The organism is Chitinophaga sp. YR573 (genome assembly GCF_900110995.1).
GTDB lineage: Bacteria > Bacteroidota > Bacteroidia > Chitinophagales > Chitinophagaceae > Chitinophaga.
Map to the genome: position 1 here is coordinate 31,482 of NZ_FOJF01000001.1, position 21,264 is coordinate 52,745.

At 43.7% G+C, this 21,264-nt stretch carries 20 protein-coding genes; 5 read left to right on the forward strand and 15 right to left on the reverse strand.

From position 1 onward, the window contains the following. The first annotated feature begins 95 nt into the window (after positions 1-95). Together BMW86_RS00045 and BMW86_RS32660 are read left to right on the forward strand one after the other, a co-directional pair. A complete protein-coding gene (locus BMW86_RS00045; protein ID WP_143056439.1) occupies positions 96-338 on the forward strand; it encodes a hypothetical protein in 243 nt (80 codons plus the stop codon). Between the two features lie 262 nt (positions 339-600). Further along, complete coding sequence (locus BMW86_RS32660; protein ID WP_177189111.1) at positions 601-987, forward strand: hypothetical protein; 387 nt, start codon at positions 601-603, stop codon at positions 985-987. A 96-nt stretch (positions 988-1,083) separates the two neighbouring features. Here BMW86_RS32660 and BMW86_RS00055 read toward each other — a convergent pair whose 3' ends face one another. From BMW86_RS00055 to BMW86_RS00080, 6 genes are all read right to left on the reverse strand, one after another. Then, complete coding sequence (locus BMW86_RS00055; protein WP_143056440.1) at positions 1,084-1,881, reverse strand: hypothetical protein; 798 nt, start codon at positions 1,879-1,881, stop codon at positions 1,084-1,086. Between the two features lie 207 nt (positions 1,882-2,088). Further along, positions 2,089-2,325 carry a hypothetical protein gene (locus BMW86_RS00060; RefSeq protein ID WP_089777752.1) on the reverse strand — a complete coding sequence of 79 codons (237 nt, stop codon included), beginning with the start codon at positions 2,323-2,325 and terminating at the stop codon, positions 2,089-2,091. A 4-nt stretch (positions 2,326-2,329) separates the two neighbouring features. After that, complete coding sequence (locus tag BMW86_RS00065) at positions 2,330-2,965, reverse strand: hypothetical protein (RefSeq protein WP_089777754.1); 636 nt, start codon at positions 2,963-2,965, stop codon at positions 2,330-2,332. Between the two features lie 18 nt (positions 2,966-2,983). Continuing rightward, positions 2,984-5,122, reverse strand: coding sequence for a TonB-dependent receptor (locus tag BMW86_RS00070; protein ID WP_089777756.1), 2,139 nt, complete (start codon positions 5,120-5,122; stop codon positions 2,984-2,986). Positions 5,123-5,204: 82 nt separating this feature from the next. Further along, on the reverse strand, positions 5,205-5,888 hold the full coding sequence (locus tag BMW86_RS00075; RefSeq protein WP_089777758.1) for a LytR/AlgR family response regulator transcription factor: 684 nt from the start codon (positions 5,886-5,888) through the stop codon (positions 5,205-5,207). Continuing rightward, a complete protein-coding gene (locus tag BMW86_RS00080) occupies positions 5,885-6,853 on the reverse strand; it encodes a sensor histidine kinase (RefSeq protein WP_089777760.1) in 969 nt (322 codons plus the stop codon). Before BMW86_RS00080 ends, BMW86_RS00075 begins: the two co-directional genes overlap by 4 nt. 214 nt (positions 6,854-7,067) lie before the next feature. Here BMW86_RS00080 and BMW86_RS00085 point away from each other — a divergent pair, with 214 nt between their 5' ends. Beyond that, positions 7,068-7,904 (forward strand): hypothetical protein, encoded by an 837-nt coding sequence (locus BMW86_RS00085; protein WP_089777762.1) that lies wholly within the window; start codon positions 7,068-7,070, stop codon positions 7,902-7,904. Positions 7,905-8,014: 110 nt separating this feature from the next. Here BMW86_RS00085 and BMW86_RS00090 read toward each other — a convergent pair whose 3' ends face one another. Together BMW86_RS00090 and BMW86_RS00095 are read right to left on the reverse strand one after the other, a co-directional pair. Beyond that, complete coding sequence (locus BMW86_RS00090; RefSeq protein ID WP_089777764.1) at positions 8,015-10,426, reverse strand: penicillin acylase family protein; 2,412 nt, start codon at positions 10,424-10,426, stop codon at positions 8,015-8,017. A gap of 52 nt (positions 10,427-10,478) precedes the next feature. Continuing rightward, entirely contained in the window at positions 10,479-11,576 is a 1,098-nt protein-coding gene (locus BMW86_RS00095; RefSeq protein WP_089777767.1) for an aminotransferase class I/II-fold pyridoxal phosphate-dependent enzyme, read from the reverse strand. Between the two features lie 26 nt (positions 11,577-11,602). Here BMW86_RS00095 and BMW86_RS00100 point away from each other — a divergent pair, with 26 nt between their 5' ends. Further along, positions 11,603-12,199: a MiaE family protein gene (locus tag BMW86_RS00100; protein ID WP_089777769.1), complete on the forward strand. Its 597-nt coding sequence runs from the start codon at positions 11,603-11,605 to the stop codon at positions 12,197-12,199. Here the strand turns inward: BMW86_RS00100 and BMW86_RS00105 are convergent. Then, on the reverse strand, positions 12,196-14,424 hold the full coding sequence (locus tag BMW86_RS00105; RefSeq protein WP_177189112.1) for a patatin-like phospholipase family protein: 2,229 nt from the start codon (positions 14,422-14,424) through the stop codon (positions 12,196-12,198). The two genes, BMW86_RS00100 and BMW86_RS00105, sit on opposite strands and share 4 nt — an antisense overlap. A gap of 110 nt (positions 14,425-14,534) precedes the next feature. Here BMW86_RS00105 and BMW86_RS00110 point away from each other — a divergent pair, with 110 nt between their 5' ends. Beyond that, entirely contained in the window at positions 14,535-16,016 is a 1,482-nt protein-coding gene (locus BMW86_RS00110) for an MFS transporter (protein WP_089777773.1), read from the forward strand. Here the strand turns inward: BMW86_RS00110 and BMW86_RS00115 are convergent. From BMW86_RS00115 to BMW86_RS00140, 6 genes are all read right to left on the reverse strand, one after another. Beyond that, positions 16,003-16,986, reverse strand: coding sequence for a GSCFA domain-containing protein (locus BMW86_RS00115; protein WP_255372814.1), 984 nt, complete (start codon positions 16,984-16,986; stop codon positions 16,003-16,005). The genes BMW86_RS00110 and BMW86_RS00115 overlap by 14 nt on opposite strands. After that, positions 16,983-17,828 carry a hydroxymethylglutaryl-CoA lyase gene (locus tag BMW86_RS00120; RefSeq protein ID WP_089777775.1) on the reverse strand — a complete coding sequence of 282 codons (846 nt, stop codon included), beginning with the start codon at positions 17,826-17,828 and terminating at the stop codon, positions 16,983-16,985. Before BMW86_RS00120 ends, BMW86_RS00115 begins: the two co-directional genes overlap by 4 nt. Before the next feature lie 12 nt (positions 17,829-17,840). Further along, complete coding sequence (rlmB, locus tag BMW86_RS00125) at positions 17,841-18,629, reverse strand: 23S rRNA (guanosine(2251)-2'-O)-methyltransferase RlmB (protein WP_089777777.1); 789 nt, start codon at positions 18,627-18,629, stop codon at positions 17,841-17,843. 21 nt (positions 18,630-18,650) lie between these two features. Next, positions 18,651-19,208 (reverse strand): NUDIX domain-containing protein, encoded by a 558-nt coding sequence (locus tag BMW86_RS00130; protein ID WP_089777779.1) that lies wholly within the window; start codon positions 19,206-19,208, stop codon positions 18,651-18,653. A 96-nt stretch (positions 19,209-19,304) separates the two neighbouring features. Beyond that, positions 19,305-20,228 carry a GNAT family N-acetyltransferase gene (locus BMW86_RS00135; protein WP_089777781.1) on the reverse strand — a complete coding sequence of 308 codons (924 nt, stop codon included), beginning with the start codon at positions 20,226-20,228 and terminating at the stop codon, positions 19,305-19,307. Beyond that, the gene (locus tag BMW86_RS00140) at positions 20,225-21,115 is read right to left on the reverse strand and encodes an EamA family transporter (protein WP_089777782.1); all 891 of its coding nucleotides are present in this window, start codon (positions 21,113-21,115) and stop codon (positions 20,225-20,227) included. Before BMW86_RS00140 ends, BMW86_RS00135 begins: the two co-directional genes overlap by 4 nt. Between the last annotated feature and the right edge of the window lie 149 nt (positions 21,116-21,264).

A 21,264-nucleotide genomic window follows, 5' to 3' on the forward strand; every position in this document is an offset into this window, starting at 1 on the left:
TTCAAAGTTAAGTTTGGTCCGGCATCAGAAAAATGACGAAAGGGAGTAAAAGCAATGATCCTTATCAGTTTATTTGTAGCAGCAAGCTTGCGAAGATGATTTTCATACCGGCCACTTTTCAGAAAGTTGGCTATCGCTTCCTGCGTAATAGTAGAAGAGGATATGGCATGGACCAGTTTCAGTTTCGGGATTTGCTCTTTGTAAGCGCTAATTTAATGCTGGATATCGCCGGTACTTATATCCATAGCCTGGAAGTAGATGGGAAAATGATCAGCAGTAAGAAAATGGTGTTCACAAATAAATACAAGAGATTTTCGATGACCCTGAGAATCGTGTAAATGAAAAATCTCTTCATCAGATATCCGTTATAAATTACTTTTGAGTTCTTCTATTGAAAAAGAAAATATGGTTCCGGGATGAAATTTTAATTACAAAATCTCGGAGCCATGTTTACAAAAGTACCGCAACACAGCGATTTTTGGAGATATTCAATTATGTGTTTTACCCAAATGCATGTCGACATTTCCTTATTGAAAAGATGACAATGACTCCTGAAATATCCCTCATTATATAGTAGGTTAAAACGAAAACCGATGCCTTGTGAGTGGCGGCGGCGGCGGAGGAGGAGGAGGTGGTGGTGGAGGTGGAGGAGGTGGTGGTGGTGGTGCTGCTGCTGGTGGAATTGGTGCTGGATTAGTAACGACATCAGGCCCCGGAGGAAGTGGTGCGGGATTAGTAACGACTTCAGGCCCCGGAGGAAGTGGTGCGGGATTAGTAACGACTTCAGGTCCCGTAGGTATTGGGCTTGGTGTAGGGGTAGGTGTAGGTGTAGGTGTAGGGGTTGGGGTTGGCGACGGTGTGGGTGTTGGGACAGTAACGTCAGTAGATACAGATCTTGATACAGGAGCTTTTGAAATTGATTGCGTAGAATGGGAAGAAGTCGCAACAGAACGATTTGAGAGAGATTTTGAGATAGGTGTAGAATAGCGAAAAACGTATATACCTTTCCCTTTACCAGTATCAATGGTTTTACAGCTTTGAATCAATGCAATAAAAAGAAGTAGGAAAATCAACCTTCCAGACTTATTTTTTTTCATATTTGTGCTTTTTTAAAACATTAAAAGAATATCCGATTGACATTGCGCATCTTAGTTTTCCTAACTGATAGTCTGTAATTTCCAGGCTAAAATTAAGAGGTACCCCTATCAGATATGCAATGTTCGATGAAATGCCGGTACTTATATCATATCCCGTCCATTCCGCAATAATGTTTGTTTTAAGGAGAACAGGAGTTGCAATACTCAGAAATGGATTAAAATGTCCACTGCTGGTGGGAGTAAAATCCTTATCCTTTCGGAATAAGCCATTGCCTGCTCCAGCCGTTATGGCTATATAGCTGAATGGCTTACCCAATTTCTTACTGCTGAATCCCAAAAAAACAGTTCCTGCACCATAGAAGCTTCTCTGGGCGGAAATTTCATGATACGTTTCACCCAAATATGTGATGTTACAGATACCAGCTTTTAGGAATACCGAATTAAAAATTAATTTACTAATCTCTACATTCACCCCTGATTCCCCCAGATTATTTCTAGTCCCACGAGTGTTGGAAAGGCCACTTATACTGAGAGATGCGCCAAGTCCTACATAATTTAAGGGGTCCCCTAGTCCTATATAAACTCCTGCATTGGCATCTGGTTTCCTTCCTGCCCTCGTTTTATGTTGTCCTGCTATACCAATTCCGATAGTACCTAAATATCCTCCTAAACCAGTAGGGTTTTCCAGGGATATCCCTGCAATACTCGTAGTATCCTTCTGCCCAAAGCAAGAAGAAGCGAGAATATCAAACATGAATAAACAAAGCAGAAAAAGATTCTTCATGAGATGAGATTGGAAATATTGAGGGCATTTTTATGATCTTACAAAAAATAATAATTGAATCCGCGTTTCCCCGGCTTTATAACTATGAAATTACGATACCTGAAGTTGATTGACAATACAAAGTAGTTTGTATTTCTAGGTGCGTAAATCGATTGCAGGATTAGCATAAATCTGTAAAGGGTCTCGATTGAGACCCTTTACCTTTGTTTAATGAACAGGCCCGTTAATCTCCTGTTGTTGATATCTGTGACATTCATGTCTGAAAGCGAAGCGCATCAGCAGGATATTGGCAGATATAAATAATACGATGGCCAGTATTGCAGCTATTTTACTCAGGGTGGCCAATACAGGTTTCCTGGAAAATCCTCCGAAAATATATCCGATAATAAATATCATACAAACAGCAAACAGTATCCGTATGATGATAATAAATGCGAGTCCCATATGTTTATTGATTTAATAGTGTCATATTCTCTTTTCTCCCCCAATGAGGATGGATATCGTCAGATGCCTGTTGTAATTGTGCCAGGCTTTCATTCGCCAGTTGTTTAGCCAGGTTTTTATCTCCTCCCCACATTTTTGGTGTGTTATATTTTACCCATGCCTCTACATATAAAACACGTGGATTATGTGGGTTCAATCCTTTTGCCAGTTCCAGGAAATGCTGGGACAACATCCCATACTTCCGGCCGTAGGTCATTGGATTGATAAATACCTTTGTACGGTAGACCATGCTCATGATGGTATACAATTCCGACAATTCATTCTTTTGAGTGATGGAGTCCAGTAAAGACTTCGCTTTCAATGCCTGTTCTTCGCCCTGTTTACTATAAGGTTCTATTCTCTCACCATCGTCCTGGTAAAGAAACCCGATTTTTGCATTGCAGAAAGCTGCATAGTAGTAGGGCAGCCAGTCTTTACCCGCAACAGCCATTGCAGAAAACTCTTTTTCCAATGATTCATAATCTTTCACTGTTGCAGCTTTATCCAGTCTGCTTACTGCCTGCTGTAGCCCGGGCGTCTGGGCGAAATTGCTGTAGTGCAATAGTAATAGCACTAACATGGAGATCATTGTTTTCTTCATTTGTATTGATTTTTTTTGTTAAAGATTTTCATTCAGGAAATCATCTGTGCGGTCTATACCCAGGCTCATGAATACACCTATATAAAAACTTCTGGTAGCGGGTAAGGTTATAGGTACCTTATTGAGACCATCATAACTATAGTTATAACCGAATACCTGTTGTGTACCCAGCAAATTATTGATACCAAAAGCACATCCGGAGAAGTCCTGCCATTTCCCCTTTTTGAAAAAGCGGGTCAGGTAATATACGTGCAGGTTCATTACATTATAAGGACGGGTAGTCCCATTGGTATAGTGAGGGTCATAATACGGCCGGCCGGCAGCAACTGCATAAGAGACATTCACACCGGTATTGATAGCCGAAAACATTTTTTTAATGGCAATAGTAGCTGTGTGTGGTGATGTAAAAGAAGGCCTTAGTGCATATGGATAATCAAGAAAGTTCCTTTTAGTATCCAGATAAGTATAAGTGATCCAGTAATCAAGATCTTTGATTGATTTTTTATCCCGCCAGAAAAATTCAATTCCTTTTGCATATCCATCTCCATTATTATTGATGGTAGGGTAAGTCTTTACAAGTTTGTTGTACTGCTTGTAATAGGCTTCCACTCTAAAGAATCTGTTGTTCTTTCTTTTTGTATAGTTCAGTACATAATGTGTAGCGTTTGTGAAATTCAGATTCCTGTTTTGATATAGAAATTCATTTAGTGGTTCCTGGTAAAAAATACCATATGCCAGATTGAACTGAGCACCATCCTGTAACCGGTATGCGAGACTAATTCTGGGTGCTATGACCATTTTATCTAACAGGGACGAATATTCCAGACGGGCACCTGCTTTGGCCGCCAGGTTATCAGTCAGGCAGATATCCCCTTCTGCAAAAACAGCAGTCAGTTGATCTGTTAATAAACCCTTATCATTTGAGTAAAAATGTTCTGCACCAACATGTAAAAAGGAATGAGTGAATACTATCCTGGCCTGTGCAAAGTAAGTATTGATAAGATTATTGAAAGATTTATCACTGAAGGGAACATATGGTATGGTGATCACCGTTCCTGTTGCATCCAGGAGCTGGCTGACCGTTTTATCCTGATTGTAACTGAATGCAATACCTGCATCTATTTTCCAATCATGAGGCAGGAGATCCCGGTAACTAAGATTGCTATAGATATTTTTTCCTTTCAGTTGGTATCTTGTCCGTAATATATTGCTATCAATATCAGGATTAGTCATACCGACATCACTGTATGACCAGTTTGTATATAGTTTCAGCATACCAGTTTTGCTGGTTTTGATCCTCATGTTTGCATCACCCTGCAGGTATGCTGGTCCGCTAAAGTAATCCGGTTGCTGGTGTATGATTGAATTGTAAAATGACTGGTTACTATAGTTCAGGTTGACCCCATAACTACTCCTGTTATTCTTTGCAAGCTGTTGCCATCCAGCTCCGATATTAGCCGGGAAAATATTGAACCTGGCAGAAGATTTATCAGGCAGGTCTACACTTTCCAGGATGAGGGCACTGCTCATCGCCTGTCCGTACAATGCAGAATATCCACCTGAACTGAACAGGATCCCTTTAAATAAGAATGGATTAATCCGTGCATATTGGCGAAGACCTGGTATACCTGGGTAATTGGGATTTTTAAGCAATGTACCATCCACAAATTGTTTGGTTTCGTCACTGGTACCACCCCGGACAAACAAACCATCCTGTTCCCCTATCTGCTGTGCCCCTGGAAGCGCACGTAATGCCTGTGTAAGATCTGCATTATTACCTGCTACAGTTACGGCGTCCATGGGCGTTAAAGAGGCCCCCTTAGCCTTATCACTGGCATCAAATGATCCGGCACTGACATTAACCTCATTCAGGGTATGCGTATCATGTCTGAGAATAAGGTTGAGCACACTATCCAGCATGATCTCTTTTTTAAGAGGTCTGTATCCAATGCAGGAAACGGTCAGGATTTTTTTTCCTGTGCCTGTTATTGCGATGTTGAAATATCCTGCACTGTCTGTTTGAGTTCCTGTTCCATTGATGGAGACAGATGCTGATGGAACAGCTATCCCTTTATCATTTTTAACCAGCCCACTGATCGTTTGCTGCGCTTCAGCTATCTGAGATAGTAACAAGAGCAGTACTGCATATTTTTTCATCACCTGTGGTATTTACAGGCAAAACTACATGCAGATGAAAGCTTGTTTTTCGGAGAGTAGACAAGGCGGGGAAATGATACGACTAAATATTGAGCATCCGTGTCACATTTTCTTTATAGAATTCGCTGACAGGTATTTCCTGATCGCCGATCATGATCAGGTCTCTTTTAACGGCAGTAATTTTCCGGGCGGCAACAAGGAAAGATTTATGAGTGCGGATAAAAGCCGGTGGCGGTAGTTTTTCTTCCATTGCTTTGATGGTCATTCGTGTGACTACAGGCTTGTTGGAGGATGACAGGTGTATTTTGATATAGTCTTTGAGTCCTTCAATATATGTGATGTTTGCCACTTCGATTTTTACCTGTGCATATTCTACATATACAAAGAAGTCCTGCGGTTCTTTATTCCGTAAGTTAAATAATTCAAGTGCATGGTTACAGGCTTTCAGAAACCGGTCAAAGCTAAAAGGCTTCAGGAGATAGTCCACTACCTGTAGTTCGAATCCTTCCATGGCATATCGTTCATAGGCTGTCACCAGTATCACCATCGGAGGTTGTGGTAATGATCTTAAAAATTGCAGTCCATTTAACCGGGGCATCTGGATATCCAGGAAGATGAGGTCTACTTGTTCATTTTGCATCACTTCTATAGCTTCCATTGCATTTTTACATGTTTTGATGAGTTGCAGAAAAGGGATCTGCCGGATGTTATCTTCCAGTAGTTCCCGCACCAGCAGTTCATCATCTATGGCAATACAACGTATCATGTCAACATCAAAGTTAAGGTAACATGAAATAAGTTATCATCTTCTCTGATCAATAACGTATGCTTATCTTTATATAATAACTCCAGACGGGACTTCACATTCGTTAATCCAATACCGGAGTTCTCATCTTTCTCATTTTCCCGATCGAACCTGTTTGTTACATTAAAGGTAAGCTGCCCGTTCTTTACAGATAATTGAATGTTTATCTGCGCTACACCATGTTTGAACGCGTTTTCCACAAAGGGGATCAGTAACATGGGTTCGATGGCTTCTTCTTCCAACTCTATTACCGTATTAATAACTATTTCACTACCAAAACGCAACTTCTGTAGCTCTATATAACTTTGCAGGTATTCGATCTCTTTTGTTAGCGGCACTTTCTTTCCCTGGGTATCATATAACATATAACGCATCAGGTCTGAGAGCATGATCAGCGAAGACTCCAACTGATCTGATTTCTTCCTGGCCAGTGATACCAGGTTAGTAAGGACGTTAAACAGGAAATGTGGGCTGATCTGTGAGCGGAGGAACTTGAGTTCGGTAGAAAGCTGTTCTGTTCGTCTTTGCTCCTGTGCTTTCTCATACCGGATCTTATTCACGACCCTGCGGTAGATGATACTGATAACGAATATTCCTACCGAAGGAGCAAAGATGAATTTATAAGCAGTAACATCTTTTAATACATCCGGGAACCAGTACGCGAGTATGTGGTATTTCAACCAGAATGAAGTTATCAGCAACAGGATAGCTGTAGGAATGTACAACCACCATCTATTGATCAACCTGGGATAAAAAAAGAAGGCATTGCTGTAAAAAATGCCCATATGAATCAAGCCTGAGATCGTAAAGAACAATCCGGGTATGGGACCGATTTTATAATCATTAGAGACGATATATGGAAGCAGCAATAATATGCTCCATATTGATACGTGAATAAGGCCGTATTTGTTTTTTAGTACTTTCATCTGCCGGGTATTACGAAAGTACCATTTTAATGGTTATTTGTTTGAGAGTGTAGACAAGATGGAAGTTTGTGTATACCAAATAATCGGTAAATTACACTGTCTCAAAGATGCCTTTGTACGATTCGTCCAAATTAACATTTCTTACGCAACATGCGGATTTAACCTTGCTCTTTCCAGGTGATCTAATACTCAGAATTAAGAAAATTGTAGTTATATGAGAATAATATCCTGCCTTTTATTTAGTATTTCACTGACGTTTTTCACAGGTAGAACACTGGCACAAACTCCTTCTAACAGTTGGGCTGTAGTGCCGGTAACAGCAGATGGAATGTTAAATGAATGGAAAACACCGCTGAGATATTTTGATGACAGAACCCATCTTGCTTACGAGATATCTAACGACTTGACTAACCTGTATGTGGCTGTCAGCACAATGGACGAAGCTACACAGGTGAGCATCATGCGGACGGGTATAAGTCTGGGTGTAAATATAAAAGGTAAGAAGAAAATAAATACTGCCGTGACCTATCCACTGATAGATGGGAAAGTCCTTTTTGCGCAACGGAGGCATAGCGGGGATGGGCGTCCGTCCAGTCAAATGCCTGAAGATGTCTATGACCAGCTGCGTCCTCATATGGGGAATGCCGGCGTAAAAGGAATTATTGGAGTAGAAGATGGAACTATAGATGTAACACAGCATAGAACAGGCATTATTGCCGCACTCTCTTTTGGCAATGATACATTGAATGTGGAATTCGTAATCCCTTTGTCAAAACTTGGATTAACACCTGATTATACGAAGGAGGTTGCTTATAGTATTACGGTGAATGAGGATGTTCCCGGTGGCATGGGCAATAATAACAGAGGCCCCAGAATGGGCGGCGTTGGACTAGGAGTAGGTATGGGTGGCGGTAGCATGGGTGGCGTAGGTGGCGGTTTTGGTGTGAATTTGGGCAGTTTTGGAGGACGCAGGGGTATGGATGGCGGAGGAAGGAATAAGGACAATACAGTAAGGGTAAAACAGTTGTTGGCAAAGCAAGAGAAAATGTAATATTCCCTGTTGTAATGATGTGCTTCTTTTCAAATTAGCATCTATTATTTGTACATAATCCTTTAATAAAATAAGAAGGCCGTCTCTTTTTGGAAGACGGCCTTCTTATTTTACTTACCAAAGACCATTTTAAACCTGATGGCAGGATCATCATGTTCAGTGGGGTTGAAGACGTGTAATAAGTAGTATTTACCCTGCACCCAGTCCTGTACAGCGTTGTCGTAGAAAGGGCTGCCGGGGTTGCCGCTCTGGCCACCGGGATAAATGCCATAGGCTTCCGTTTTATCGGAGAGTTGCACTACCATACGCCAGGAAGGGCCATGCGTTTGTTTGGTGGCGTTGACTATGTGACGGCCACCGCCAGTGGGCAGGTGCATAGCACTGAAAGCGGGAAGGCTACGTGTGAGATGACGGATGTCTGTGCCACGGTAACGCCCCCACTCCAGTATTTTTTGAGAATCAAGTATCTGAACGCTGTCAGTTGTGATTTTGAAGGCCTGATTAACTAAGGAGGATAGTGTTTCTTTTTCTGGCGTTTCGATGTTGTCGATGAAATGCATAGACGAGTCGCGGATCAACCAGAGGAGAGTGGTTTTCTCCCAGGGCATCTGCAATGCCATTTTAGTGCCGAGATCATCATTCCAGATGAGGTTCATCAACTGGTCCCAGAAAATGTAGAATATAGTGGCTCCTTTGCTGTCTGGCGAGTTTTGAAGGTTCCAGTCAGAGAGGAGTTTGAAATATGGTTTTTCAGAAGGAGAAACAGAGGTGAGGTGCTTTTTAAGCAGGGGCACTGCTGCACGGGCGAAAAGGTTCATATTGTCGTTCTGAAGCTGCATCATGTCCTGGACAGTGATTTGATTGGCAGCAGAGAGGACTTCATTGATACGCTTGCCACGGAACAAGTCGTAGTCACCGATATAGTTGTATGGATAAGTGCTGTCGGCAGGATGCTGATTGGCTGAACTGACGAAAGCACGCTCCGGGTTGTGCATGTGCGGGTTCTGGTCCATGGGGATGTATCCCTGCCAGGCGAAGGTGCTGTCACTGCCAGGCATGATGAACTTGCCCTGGTCTTTCCAGCGGAGGGGATACTGCCCGTTGTGCCAGATCGCGATGTCGCCCTGTTTAGTGGCGAATACGAAGTTTTGTGCAGGGCAGGCGTAGTGTTTCAATGCGGCGAGGTAATCGTCGTAATTATGGGCCTTATCAAGCAGCAGGAAGGTGCGTAACTCATTGGATGGGTCGAGCGCCTTCCAGTGCATGGCGAGGTACTGGCCGCCAGCGGTAGTATCCGGGAAGGTGTTATCAAAGAGGACTGGCCCCCAGACGGTGTAAGCGACAGTATCATAGTAGGGTTTGCTGTCGCGGATGGATATTTTCTCGATGCGTTCTGTAGCGTCGTGGTATTGACCGTTGAAGAGGTATTGCTTGTGGCCGTTACGGAACTGCATCTGGTAGTAGTCTTTCACATCTTCTTCGCCGTTGGTGACACCCCAGGCGATGTGGTCGTTGAAACCGATGATTACACCAGGGGCACCGGGTAAAGAAGCACCGTATACGTTCATCTCCGGTGTATGGATCTGCACTTCGTACCAGAGGGAAGGGAGACTCAGGTTTAAGTGAGGATCGCTGCAGAGGATGGGTGCGCCGGAGCGCGTTTTGGAGCCGGCGACAGCCCAGTTATTACTCCCGTTGTCAGGGTCCGGCTTGTCTTCTTTGAAGTTGAGCAGCTTGCCTGCCAGTCGGATGATACTGTCTGGTGGTGGGGTTGCTTTCACTGTAGCAGGATCGAAATGGGTGCCAGCAGGGACGATCGGGTCTATGCTGTCACCGAAATCGGGGTACATGAGGTCGAAGTCGGATTTGCTGAAGAGACGACGGGCGTTTGTGTATTCCAGGTCATTGGCAGCACCGGCAAGGTCCTGGGCCATTAGTTTGAGTAATAGTCCGGAGTTGAGCGGTGTCCAGGGTTCTGGTTTATAGTTGAGTAGTTTGTATTCTATGGGTAGTTCGGCGGTGGTCAGGCTGTTGATATAAGCGTTGACACCGGCCGTATATGATTCGATAGCGGTTTTGGTGGTGGGGTCTGCTTCCATTTCCTTGAGAGCCAGTTCTGCAGCGTAGATCATTCCTTTTCTGCGTTGCATCCGGTCGTAGTTCAACATTTTGCTGCCGAGGATTTCAGAGAGGCGGCCGGAGGCGGCGAAGATTTGCAGCTCCATTTGCCAGAGGCGGTCACGGGCATGCATATATCCTTCTACGTAGTAGGCATCTGCGTCGTTTTCTGCGAAGATATGAGGCACCATCCTGTCATCCAGCCAGACTTCCGTTTTCCCTTTTAAGCCAGGGAGATCCAGTTGTTCATTATAGTCTTTGCTGATAGGCGTGGCATTTTGCCAGAAACCTTCCTGTGGGCTAAGGAGTCTGCCTAAAGGAGGGAGTGAACCCCATTTGTTGTCCAGCGTTACAATAAATCCGATCGTAATGGCCGCCGTAATGGCGAAGGGAATGAGTCTCATAGCTAAAAATGATGATCAGCTAATATACATAATAATGTGTTAACCCAAGATTTCAGGAACGTAATATAGCTATCAACTGATCAACTTCTTCTGTTGTATTATAACTATGCAACACAATTCTAAGACGCTCTTTACCCCTGGGGACAGTAGGATGCATGATCGCCCTTACATCCAGGTTAGCATCCTGTAATTTAGCAGCCAGTTGCCGGATTACTTCATTACCAGGAGCAAGCACCACCTGTATCGGCGTTTCACTAGGCAGAGCGTTTAAGCCTGCATGTTGGAATTGAGAGATCAAAGAAGATAAATGCTGACGGGCACTGTTCATATAAGGAAACAGATCATAACTAGCCATGATAGCAGCTATAGCAGTATGTGGTAACGCAGTTGTATAAATAAAAGACCGGGAGAAATTAATGAGATAATTACGCAAATGAGCAGAACCCAGTACCACCGCTCCATGACAACCAACTGCTTTCCCAAAAGTATGAACCCGCGCAAAACACTGTAAGTTAAGATGCTGTACCAGCCCCTCTCCTTTCTCGCCAACCACACCTGTAGCATGCGCTTCATCCACAATCAAATGCGCATTAAATTTATCACAAAGAGCAGAAAAATCAGCCAAAGGCGCTATATCCCCATCCATAGAATACACAGACTCTACCGCCACAAAGATATTCCCCTCCGCATGTTTTAATTTCTTTTGCAAATCGTGTACATCATTGTGGGCAAAGGAAAAAGCCTGGGCTTTGGATAAACGGATACCATCACGGATAGACGCATGGATCAACTGATCATAAATAATAGTATCCCCTTTCTGAGGAACACTGGAAAACAACCCGATATTGGCATCATAGCCGGAGTTATATATCAACGCAGCAGGAGACTGATGGAAAGCAGCCAGCATACTCTCCGCCTCTTCTATCCACACATAGTTACCCGCCAGTAAACGGGATCCCGTACTGCCATGCATAAACGGCCTTGCCTGTAGTAAAGTATGCACCGCTTCCTGCATAGCAGCACTGCGGGCCAGTCCAAGGTAATCATTAGAACAAAAGTCGGTCATTCCGGGAGCAGGTATCCTTAACTCACGAAACGCATGTTGTTCCTTACGCAATGATAAATGCTTTAAAAGAAAATCTTCCTTCATCACACAAAGCTAAGTAACTTTGCGAAATGAGTAAGGTATCCATATTAGGCCTCCAGTTACCTACTGATCCACGCTGGGTGAACCTGGCAGAGATTTCCCTGGAAGAAGTACTGACAGATCATGCTTTTTGTGAACAGAAAGCAGCTACTTCCTGCATTTCCCTTATTCAGCGCTATCCGGATAAAAGTATGCTGGTAGAGGAACTGGCTCCTATCGTTACCGAAGAATGGGGGCATTTCCGGCAGGTATTAGCCGAAATGAAAAAACGCGGGTATACCTTAGGAAAACAAAGAAAAGACGTTTATGTGAATGCCTTAATGCTCCATCAGAATAAAGGGGGCGATCCGGCATCTGTACTACTGGACAGGCTGCTTATTTTTGCCCTGATAGAAGCAAGAAGCTGCGAAAGGTTCAGGTTATTGAGCGAAGGACTGGAAGATGATTATCTCCGTGAGTTCTACCGCAAATTCATGATATCGGAAGCAGGGCATTACCGGCTGTTTATAGATCTGGCAAATGAATATTTACCAGAAGAAAGAGTAAAGACCCGTTGGGCGGAATGGCTGAAAATAGAAGCAGAAATCATCACCGGACTGGAAGTTCGCGGCGACAGAATGCACTAAAAATTAAACCCGATATTCACATACACCCTCAACCGCCCATCCTGGTCGGAATGCATTACCGAACCTTCAATCGGCCCCATAAAAGTAGAATACCCCATCGTCAACCCATAACCGGTAAGGTGTTTGTACTTCTCAGAAACACTACCGGAGAAGTCATATAACGCTCCTCCTACCTTAGGGATAGCAAAGATATTTCGCGTCAGCTCATATTGCCAGGCCAGTTGCACCGTAGCAGCACTGGATGTAACTACCTCTCCTTCTAAAAGTCCTATAAAGGGTAACTGGTTACGCATCACGTTATTCAATCCGCCGATCATAAAGGCATTAATAGGCCCCTGGTTATGATTGAAGTTAATACCACTGCCACCCGTAAACTGTAAAGAGCTTTTATAACTAAGCAGGAAGTTATACTTCACCTGTATCAAAGCCCGCTGATAATCATTAAAAGACAGATCGGAATTATCTAGCGGCACTTCAACGCCATCATGGAAAATACGGTATCCCGGATGCTGATTATAAATCCAGCCGGTTTCAGCATGCAGGTCTATACCACTGCGCGGATATATTTTCCTGTCCAGGGAGTTCATCCCGAAATAAAAATAAGAGTTAAGCTGATTACCATTACCACGCACTACCTCATTTCCTGCATACCTGGGATTGACATTCAGGAACTCCCAGCGGGTCCCTAAACCTATCGCCATAATACTGCTGAAAGTATACTGCATGTGAATGTCCGTATTTATATATCTGCTGTGGTATTGGTCTTTAGCATTAAAATTTTCATACAAAGTCATCGCATTATCCTCATAATTAAGACCCAAACCCAGACCGAAATTCCGCTTAGGCCCAAGATATTTGAAATACGCTGCTTCCAGACGGGGATTCTCACTGATAGCTACGGTAAGGTATGCACGGGAGTTAGGTACGATAAAATTCCTTTGGGTGATATTGACAATCGCACTGGCATTGGTAAAACTATTATACTGCAAGGCGAACTTTACATACGTAAGCTGATTCTCTTCCACATAAATATGCATGCTGTTCCTGTTATCTGTTTCAGGATGCAGCTCGTATGTAATCATCTTATAAAAACGGGTACCAAATACATTTAATACCGATTCTTTAATCTGCTCCGCCGTATAACAACCACCTGGTTGCAGCCCTAATCTCCCCCTGAAAAAATTCTCATCGGAATGCACTAACCCATCCACCTGGATGGTAGTCAGTTCGATATCAGGTGTAAAAGGTAACCTGTTTTTCTCCGGTGGAGGCGTAGGATATAATGCGTTCAGAGAATCGGCCAGGTGTTTGAAAATGGGATACATCTCCGCTCCTTTACGCCTTCCTGTTTCAATGAGAGAATCAACACTGTTGAAACTGGCGGCGGAATAGTTTTCCAGGTCGTGGTGAATATAAATATCACATTGTGCTCTTTCTTTAGGGTAATCATCCGCATCTTTATAAAAGCCTAACTGGTAAAGGATATCTAATGGAGTGATCAACTGCTCTGCTTTTCTTAATCCCCCTGCCACATTAGATCCTATCACAATATCGGCTCCCATTTCTTTAGCGGTAATCACAGGGAAGTTACGCACCACTCCTCCATCTACCAGTTTCTTATTCCCTATTTTAACCGCAGTAAAGATGGAAGGGATAGCCATACTGGCACGGATAGCCGTTACAATATTCCCGGAATCCAGGGTAACGATTTCACCGGTAGTCACATCTGTGGCTATACATTTAAAAGGAATATTGAATTTAGAGAAGTCTCTCTGATTTTTCATAGGCCAGCAAAGCCGCGCCAGTTCCAGCCATAACTGTTCTCCTGAGATCACACCGGAAGCCAGTTTAGGCTTTCCATATTCAAAAGGGATTTCGATAATGTATTTATTGTACTCCGGTTTTTCCTCATAAGAGATATCCGTAAGTACAGGTTGATTGGAGAAGAGATTGTTCCAGTCCAGTTTTTTAGCCATCCGCGCAATACTATCCCCGGAATACCCCATGGCATACAATGCTCCTACGATACTGCCCATACTGGTACCGGTAACATAATCTATTTTCAGTCCGGCACTGTCCAATGCCTCCAGGATACCGATATGTGCCAGTCCTTTCGCTCCTCCTCCACTTAATGTTAAGCCGATTTTGGGCCGTACCTGTGCCTGAAGCAGCACAGGATAGATAAATCCCAATAACAAACAAAATAAAGCCCGTCTTATGCGCATAAAGTCCCTTGTTGTGATGCCTGTCATTAAAGTTAATGAATGAAAATGTTCTAATACTATAATATTTGTATGTTTTTTACTATATTATGCCACTTTTCCAATTTCCATATATGAAAGACAACAAAGTACAAAGCATCTGGCAGGTAATCCTTGCCTCTTCGGCAGGTACACTCATCGAATGGTATGATTTTTATATCTTCGGGAGCCTTGCATTTATTATCTCTGAAAAATTCTTCCCCCCCAGTAACCCCGGACTAGCATACATTGCTACCCTGGCTACTTTTGCGGTCGGATTTATTGTGCGTCCTTTCGGAGCAATTGTTTTTGGACGTCTCGGAGATATTACCGGTCGTAAACACACCTTCCTGCTTACTTTGCTGATCATGGGCGGGTCTACGTTTGCCATCGGACTGGTTCCCGGTTATCATAGTATCGGTTATTTAGCGCCTGTTATTGTACTGGTACTAAGATTATTACAGGGATTAGCCCTGGGTGGTGAATACGGTGGCGCTGCTACTTATGTGGCAGAACATTCTCCACATGATAAACGCGGGTATTATACCAGCTTTATACAAACCACGGCTACCTTAGGATTGTTCATCTCCCTGGCCGTGATACTCATTACACGTACCAGCATGACACCGGAAAGTTTTAACAGCTGGGGATGGCGTATCCCTTTCCTGTTATCTGTCCTCCTGGTGATCATGTCTTATTATATACGTATCCGTCTGAAGGAATCTCCTTTGTTTACGCAATTAAAGGAATCCGGACAAACATCCAAAAATCCTATTAAAGAGAGTTTTGGTAAGAAAGAAAATCTTAAACTGGTACTACTGGCACTGTTTGGAGCAGCCATGGGTCAAGGTGTAATTTGGTATACCGGTCAGTTCTACGCACTATCTTTCTTACAGAAAACCATGCGGATAGAGTTTATCCAATCTAATGTAATCATTGCGATTGCATTATTACTGGGCGCTCCTTTCTTTATTTATTTCGGTAAGTTATCTGATAAAATAGGACGTAAAAAGATTATGATGACAGGGATGCTGATCGCCGCCCTGGCCTACTACCCTATTTATGCGGGCATGGATTACATTGCAGACCTTAGCAAAAAAACAGAAAATACCGGGCAATATGCTATAGAGAACAATATCAGCCGGAATAAGGATATGCAGAATATTGAACGCACGATTAAAACCAGGGTGTTCACTGACGGGACTAAAGAATTAGAAACGATTACCACGATAGATGGGAAAGTGGAATCTAAAAAAGAAGTGGTAGTAAGTACGAAGAACGTAATCCTGCTGATATTACTGGTATTTATACAGGTGTTTTTCGTAACAATGGTGTACGGCCCCATTGCAGCATTTTTAGTAGAGCTTTTCCCTACACGCATCAGGTATACTTCCATGTCCTTACCTTATCATATTGGGAATGGAGTTTTCGGGGGATTATTGCCTACTATTTCTACCATACTCGTTACAGAAACGAATAATCACTTGGCCGGACTGATTTATCCTATCGGGATCGCATTGCTATGCTTTGTGATAGGTGTGGTATATATAAAGGACTATATGATCAATAAAGATTAAAATAAGCTGATTCTTTTTCCAGCCTGAGATAAGGGTGCTGTTCCAACAGTACCCTTGTTTTTTTAGCATAGGTTTGTAGAAACTGTTGATGCTGCGGGCTTTTCGGGTTAAAAGGCCGGTGTAACATGGCCCGCTGAAGATCTTCAATAGCGGGGAGTAGTTTTTGCCCTTCGGGCGATAAACAGCTATTGGTAAAATGCTCCCATACATAATTGATAGCTGCCTCATTGGGATGTACTAAATCATCTTTATAAAACCGGTAATCCCTTAAATCATCTAACACCAGTTCGTAAGCCGGGAAGTAAAATAAGCGGTTAAATTTATTTACAAGATGATGAACGGCCTGTAACAATACTGCCTTACTTAAATTGTTCTCCACTACCCCATCGCGGACGTAACGCACCGGGCTGACAGTAAACATGATCTTTATGTTCTTATTTCTAAAGAACAGGCGGTGCATCATGTTATCCAGGGCGGTGATAACGTCTTGCGGAGAAAGGAGTTTTTTATTAAATGATGATGATGGCACTTTATGGCAGTTTCCTACCATCCGGTTATTGTCTTTTAATGTGTAAGCGTGGGCAGAGCCGAAAGTGATGAATAGCCAGTCGGCCTTTTCGATTCTTTCCGCAGCGGCAGAGGCAGCGGTGTTGATGTTTAACAGGGTTTCTTCAGCAGATAAAGCGGAGAAACGGCTGTGATGGTCCCAGCTATGCCATAGGTCATTGTGCAGGAATAAGTCTTCCGTAGTATATTGTTTACCATCCAGGTAACGCTGTAAGGCTTCGGTGATGCTGATGGGGTTATATAAGATCCCATGAGGGTTTACCTGTGCATCGAAATGAAACTGTTGCAGTCGCGCTCCTATTTCTTCTGCAAAACAAGACCCCATCAGGAGTAACTGATCAGGATATTGTATCGGCGTTGAAATCGGTTCTACCGGAAAAGTAAGGCGAAAGTTGTTCATCATATAAAAATACGTTCTGCTATCTCCTGGGCTGCCGTTAATGCAGATATATCCAGTTTCAGTGCTTCATGCTGCCTCACGCAATAGTCCAGCAGGTTTTCAGTAGCCAGGTTCCCCACCAGCTCGTCCTTGGCCATAGGGCAACCACCGATACCTTTGATAGCACTATCAAAGCGACGGCATCCCTGTTCATAAGCCGCCGCTACCTTCTCTTCCCAGTTATACGGAGCAGAATGGAAATGCGCCCCGAATTCTACTGCAGGATAAGCAGGTATCAGGCTGGCAAATAAGCGGGTAATGACATCAGGAGTAGCTACGCCTACCGTATCCGCCAGGGAAATGGTATGGATGTTCATCTTTACCAGTTCATCCACCCATTGCAAAGCAACGGCTTCATCATAAGGGTCTCCGTAAGGATTACCGAAACCCATAGAGATATACACCACCAGCTGTTTGCTGTTCTTGATGCACAATTCCTGGAGACTGTCTACCAGTTCCATGGAATCGGCGATCGTTTTATTGGTATTCCTTAACTGGAATGTTTCCGAGATAGAGAAAGGATAACCCAGGTAATCTATTTCATCGAATACTACGGCTTCTTCCGCCCCACGCTGATTGGCCACGATAGCCAGCAGTTTACTTCTGGAATCTGCCCGTTTAAGACGGGGAATCACCAAAGCAGTATCTGCCATCTGCGGGATGGCTTTAGGAGATACAAAACTGCCACAGTCGAGGGTATCAAAACCTACCTTCAGCAAAGCGTTGAGGTAACTGATTTTATCTTCCGTGCTAATGTGGCTATGCCAGCCCTGCATAGCATCGCGTGGACATTCGATGAGTTTCATGTATGAAATGATTTAAATACCTCTCTGCTTCATAGCCTCGTACAGGATAATACCGGCAGCTACAGATACGTTGAAAGATTCAAAGTTGCCGCTCATAGGTATATGAAACAGGTGATCCGATGCTTTTAGCAAAGCAGGATACACACCCTTATCCTCAGAACCCATAATAATAGCTACAGGCTCCTGGAACGGACAATCATACAACTTCATTTCCGCTTCCATTTCACTGGCGATCACCTTGATACCATTCAGGTGCAGGGTATCTATGGCTTTCAGCAGGCTGTTCACCCGACATACGGAAATCTTCTCCAGTGCCCCAGCCGATGATTTAATCGCTTCTTCGTTGAGGGCAGCAATGCCTTTGTCGGGTATGATAATAGCCTGTGCACCGCAACAAACAGCACTACGGGCAATAGCCCCTATATTGCGTACATCCGTGATACTGTCCAGGATAAGGAACAGGGGTACTTGTCCCTGGTCGGTTACATGGGAGATCACGTCCTGTAAATCGAGATAATTAATGTGGCCGGTGATGGCAATCACGCCCTGGTGATTAAAGGAAGTTAACCCGTTGAGTTTCTCCGCAGGTACACTATTGATGGGGATATTATTCTCTGCAGCTAATTGCTGGATCAGCGGGACAATATCTCCGCTGGCGCCACGTAACATATAAATACGCTCAATCGCCTTGCCCGATTTGATAGCCTCTACTACGGGCTGACGGCCAATTACCATTGATGATGCTTTCGGCCTTGGCGCATGCTGCCGGGCCCCGGCAGACTTAAATCTTCTTTGTTCCATTGGCGCAAAGATAACGCTAAATCAAATCTCTCCTTCCAGCAGCATCAGTTTTACCTTCTGGATGGCTGCAATAGAGAGTGAGTCCGTGATTTCATGGTCCTTTACCATCTGGTAAGCGGTATCAAAAGGGATTTTTTTGATGAATAACTGCTCGGTTTCTTCCGGCTCAGCCGCACGCTGTTCCAGCTGACGGGCCAGGTACACCACGCCGGCTTCATCAGAAACGGAGTTGGAAAGGTGGATACGGACAATGGGCTGCCAGCTTTGGGCAACCAGACCGGTTTCTTCCAACAACTCCCTTTTAGCAGTATCCAGGGTATCTTCTCCCAGGGGACCACCACCTTCAGGAATTTCCCAGCTAAACTGTTCCAGGGGAAAACGGTACTGCCCTACCAGGTAAATATTGTGGGCTTCGTCCAGGGCCACTACCCCAACCGCTGCATTCTTGAAATGTACGACTCCGTATATCCCAGGACCACCAGCCGGGTTCAGTACCTGATGTTCTGTAACACTGATCCAGTTATTATCGTATTTCTTATCACTGGAGAGGATAGTCCAGGGGTTGTGTCTGATGTCCATGCTACAAATATAAAAAAATAACCGCCTCCGGAATTAACCGGAGACGGTGTCAACCAGATGTACGGCGGTAAATACCTTTGTTCATCATACCTAAATCTAAATCGTATCTTTTGTAATTACTTTCAATTGTTGAAGATGATGTTTAAAATGTACCACATAGTCGGTCACCAGGAACAATAATGTTACCGGTTCGCGATCACTTATCTTACACTTATTCTGGAGCTTAGTCGCTGGTATAGTTCGTATAGTTATCGACAGGTGCTTATTAAACACCGCCCAAAGTTTTATTAAATCCTGCCAGCCCATATGCTGCCATGCTTGTCCCCTAGTCCAAAAATCCTGATCATATCCAGGTATTTCCAGCAAAGATATTTGTTGTGATCTTATAAAACGAGTGTTATTATTAATTCCTGAGTCAATCAGATGCCCAATGATCTCTTTTGCGCTCCACTTACCTCTCTCCGGACGCTCTGCTGCAGCGGATTCAGGCACTTGTTGCAGTAGCGGAAAAATTTCTTCCACAATTTTTAATAATTCATCCGCAGCGGCATAATGTACGTTCTCTTCTTCTCTAGAGATCTCCATTTTTATATTACTCCGCTGATACCTTTCCGCTTCCAGGGGAATCTCCCGGAAGCCCAGACTAGTATATAAACTAATGGCAGGTACCAGTTTGGTATTGGAGTACAGGATAACTTTTTTGAATCCCATCTCCCATGCCAGTTCTATAATATGTTTAGCCAGCTCCCTTCCTACTCCTTTGCCCTGATAGTCTTCATCTACTGCCATCTTGGTCATTTCCACCGATTCGTCGTCTATTTTTTTCAGGGCTACGGTACCGGCTATATTGGAACCAATGGCTGCAAAGATGATAGTACCTCCTGTATCGATAATATACTTGTCTGCATGTTCCAGCACATCCACGTCCACAGGCTCCAGCGTAAAGTATTTTCTTATCCAGTGTTTGTTCAATCTTTCAAAATCCGGCAAATACTCCGGAGAATATGTTAAGATTTTCATGCTACTTGTTTGTTACGGCTTACTGCCAGTTTTACAATATATACCCCTATTAGTGTAACCAGACTGGAAACCGCTGTGATCCAGTTGATATGCTCTTTCAGGATAAGCCATCCCAGCAATACGGCTACTATCGGATTGATATAGGCGTATACGGAAGCCAGTGATGGAGGCAGGTTATTCAGCACAAATACGTACGCGGAATATCCCAGTATAGATCCTATAAAGATCAGGTACAGCAGGCTGCCCCATAGTTCGATGCCTTCACCGGATGAAGGGAACGGATGCCCCATCAGTAATGCCGTGATGACCATCACGATACCACTGAATAACATCTGGAAACCTGCTCCATACAGAAAGTTCACCTTCAGCGCCCAGCGGGTGGTGAGTACCGAACCTAATGCCCAGCTTACGCAGGCGATTAATGTAAGGATGATGCCCAAACGGAATTCCGGGTTCATCAGACTGGCCAGGTAATCATAGAAGATCCCACCTACTCCCAGGAAACCTATCAGCATACCCACCAGCAGCAGAAGCGACAAACGGCTTCTCTCCACCAGGAAGTAACTGAAAATGGTGATCCAGATAGGCACTGTTGCAACAATAATTGCACATAAACCACTGGGTATATATTGCATGGCCCAGGTAATGAGGCCATTACTAAGACATAACATCATTACACCGATCACGAATAAACGTGACAAGACAATTTTATCAGGCAGCTTAAATCCTTTCAATAAAAAGAAAGCTGTTAATAAGAGGCCTGCTGTTGTCTGACGAATACCCGCCAGCATTAAACCATGCGTATGCCGAACACCTATTCTGGATGCCAGGTAAGTGGTACCCCAGAAAAAACTCACTATTATTAACGCTACATATGCTTTTTTCATATACTCATTGTTGTATTGTAAACGAAGGAAGTATTAAAGTTTTTTATCTGCTGTAAGTGTGTGAGATCATGTTGAAGCAAAGGATTCACAAGCGGTCAGATTTAAGACCTCAAAATTGGGACAATTAACGCAGATAAAACAGATTCAGT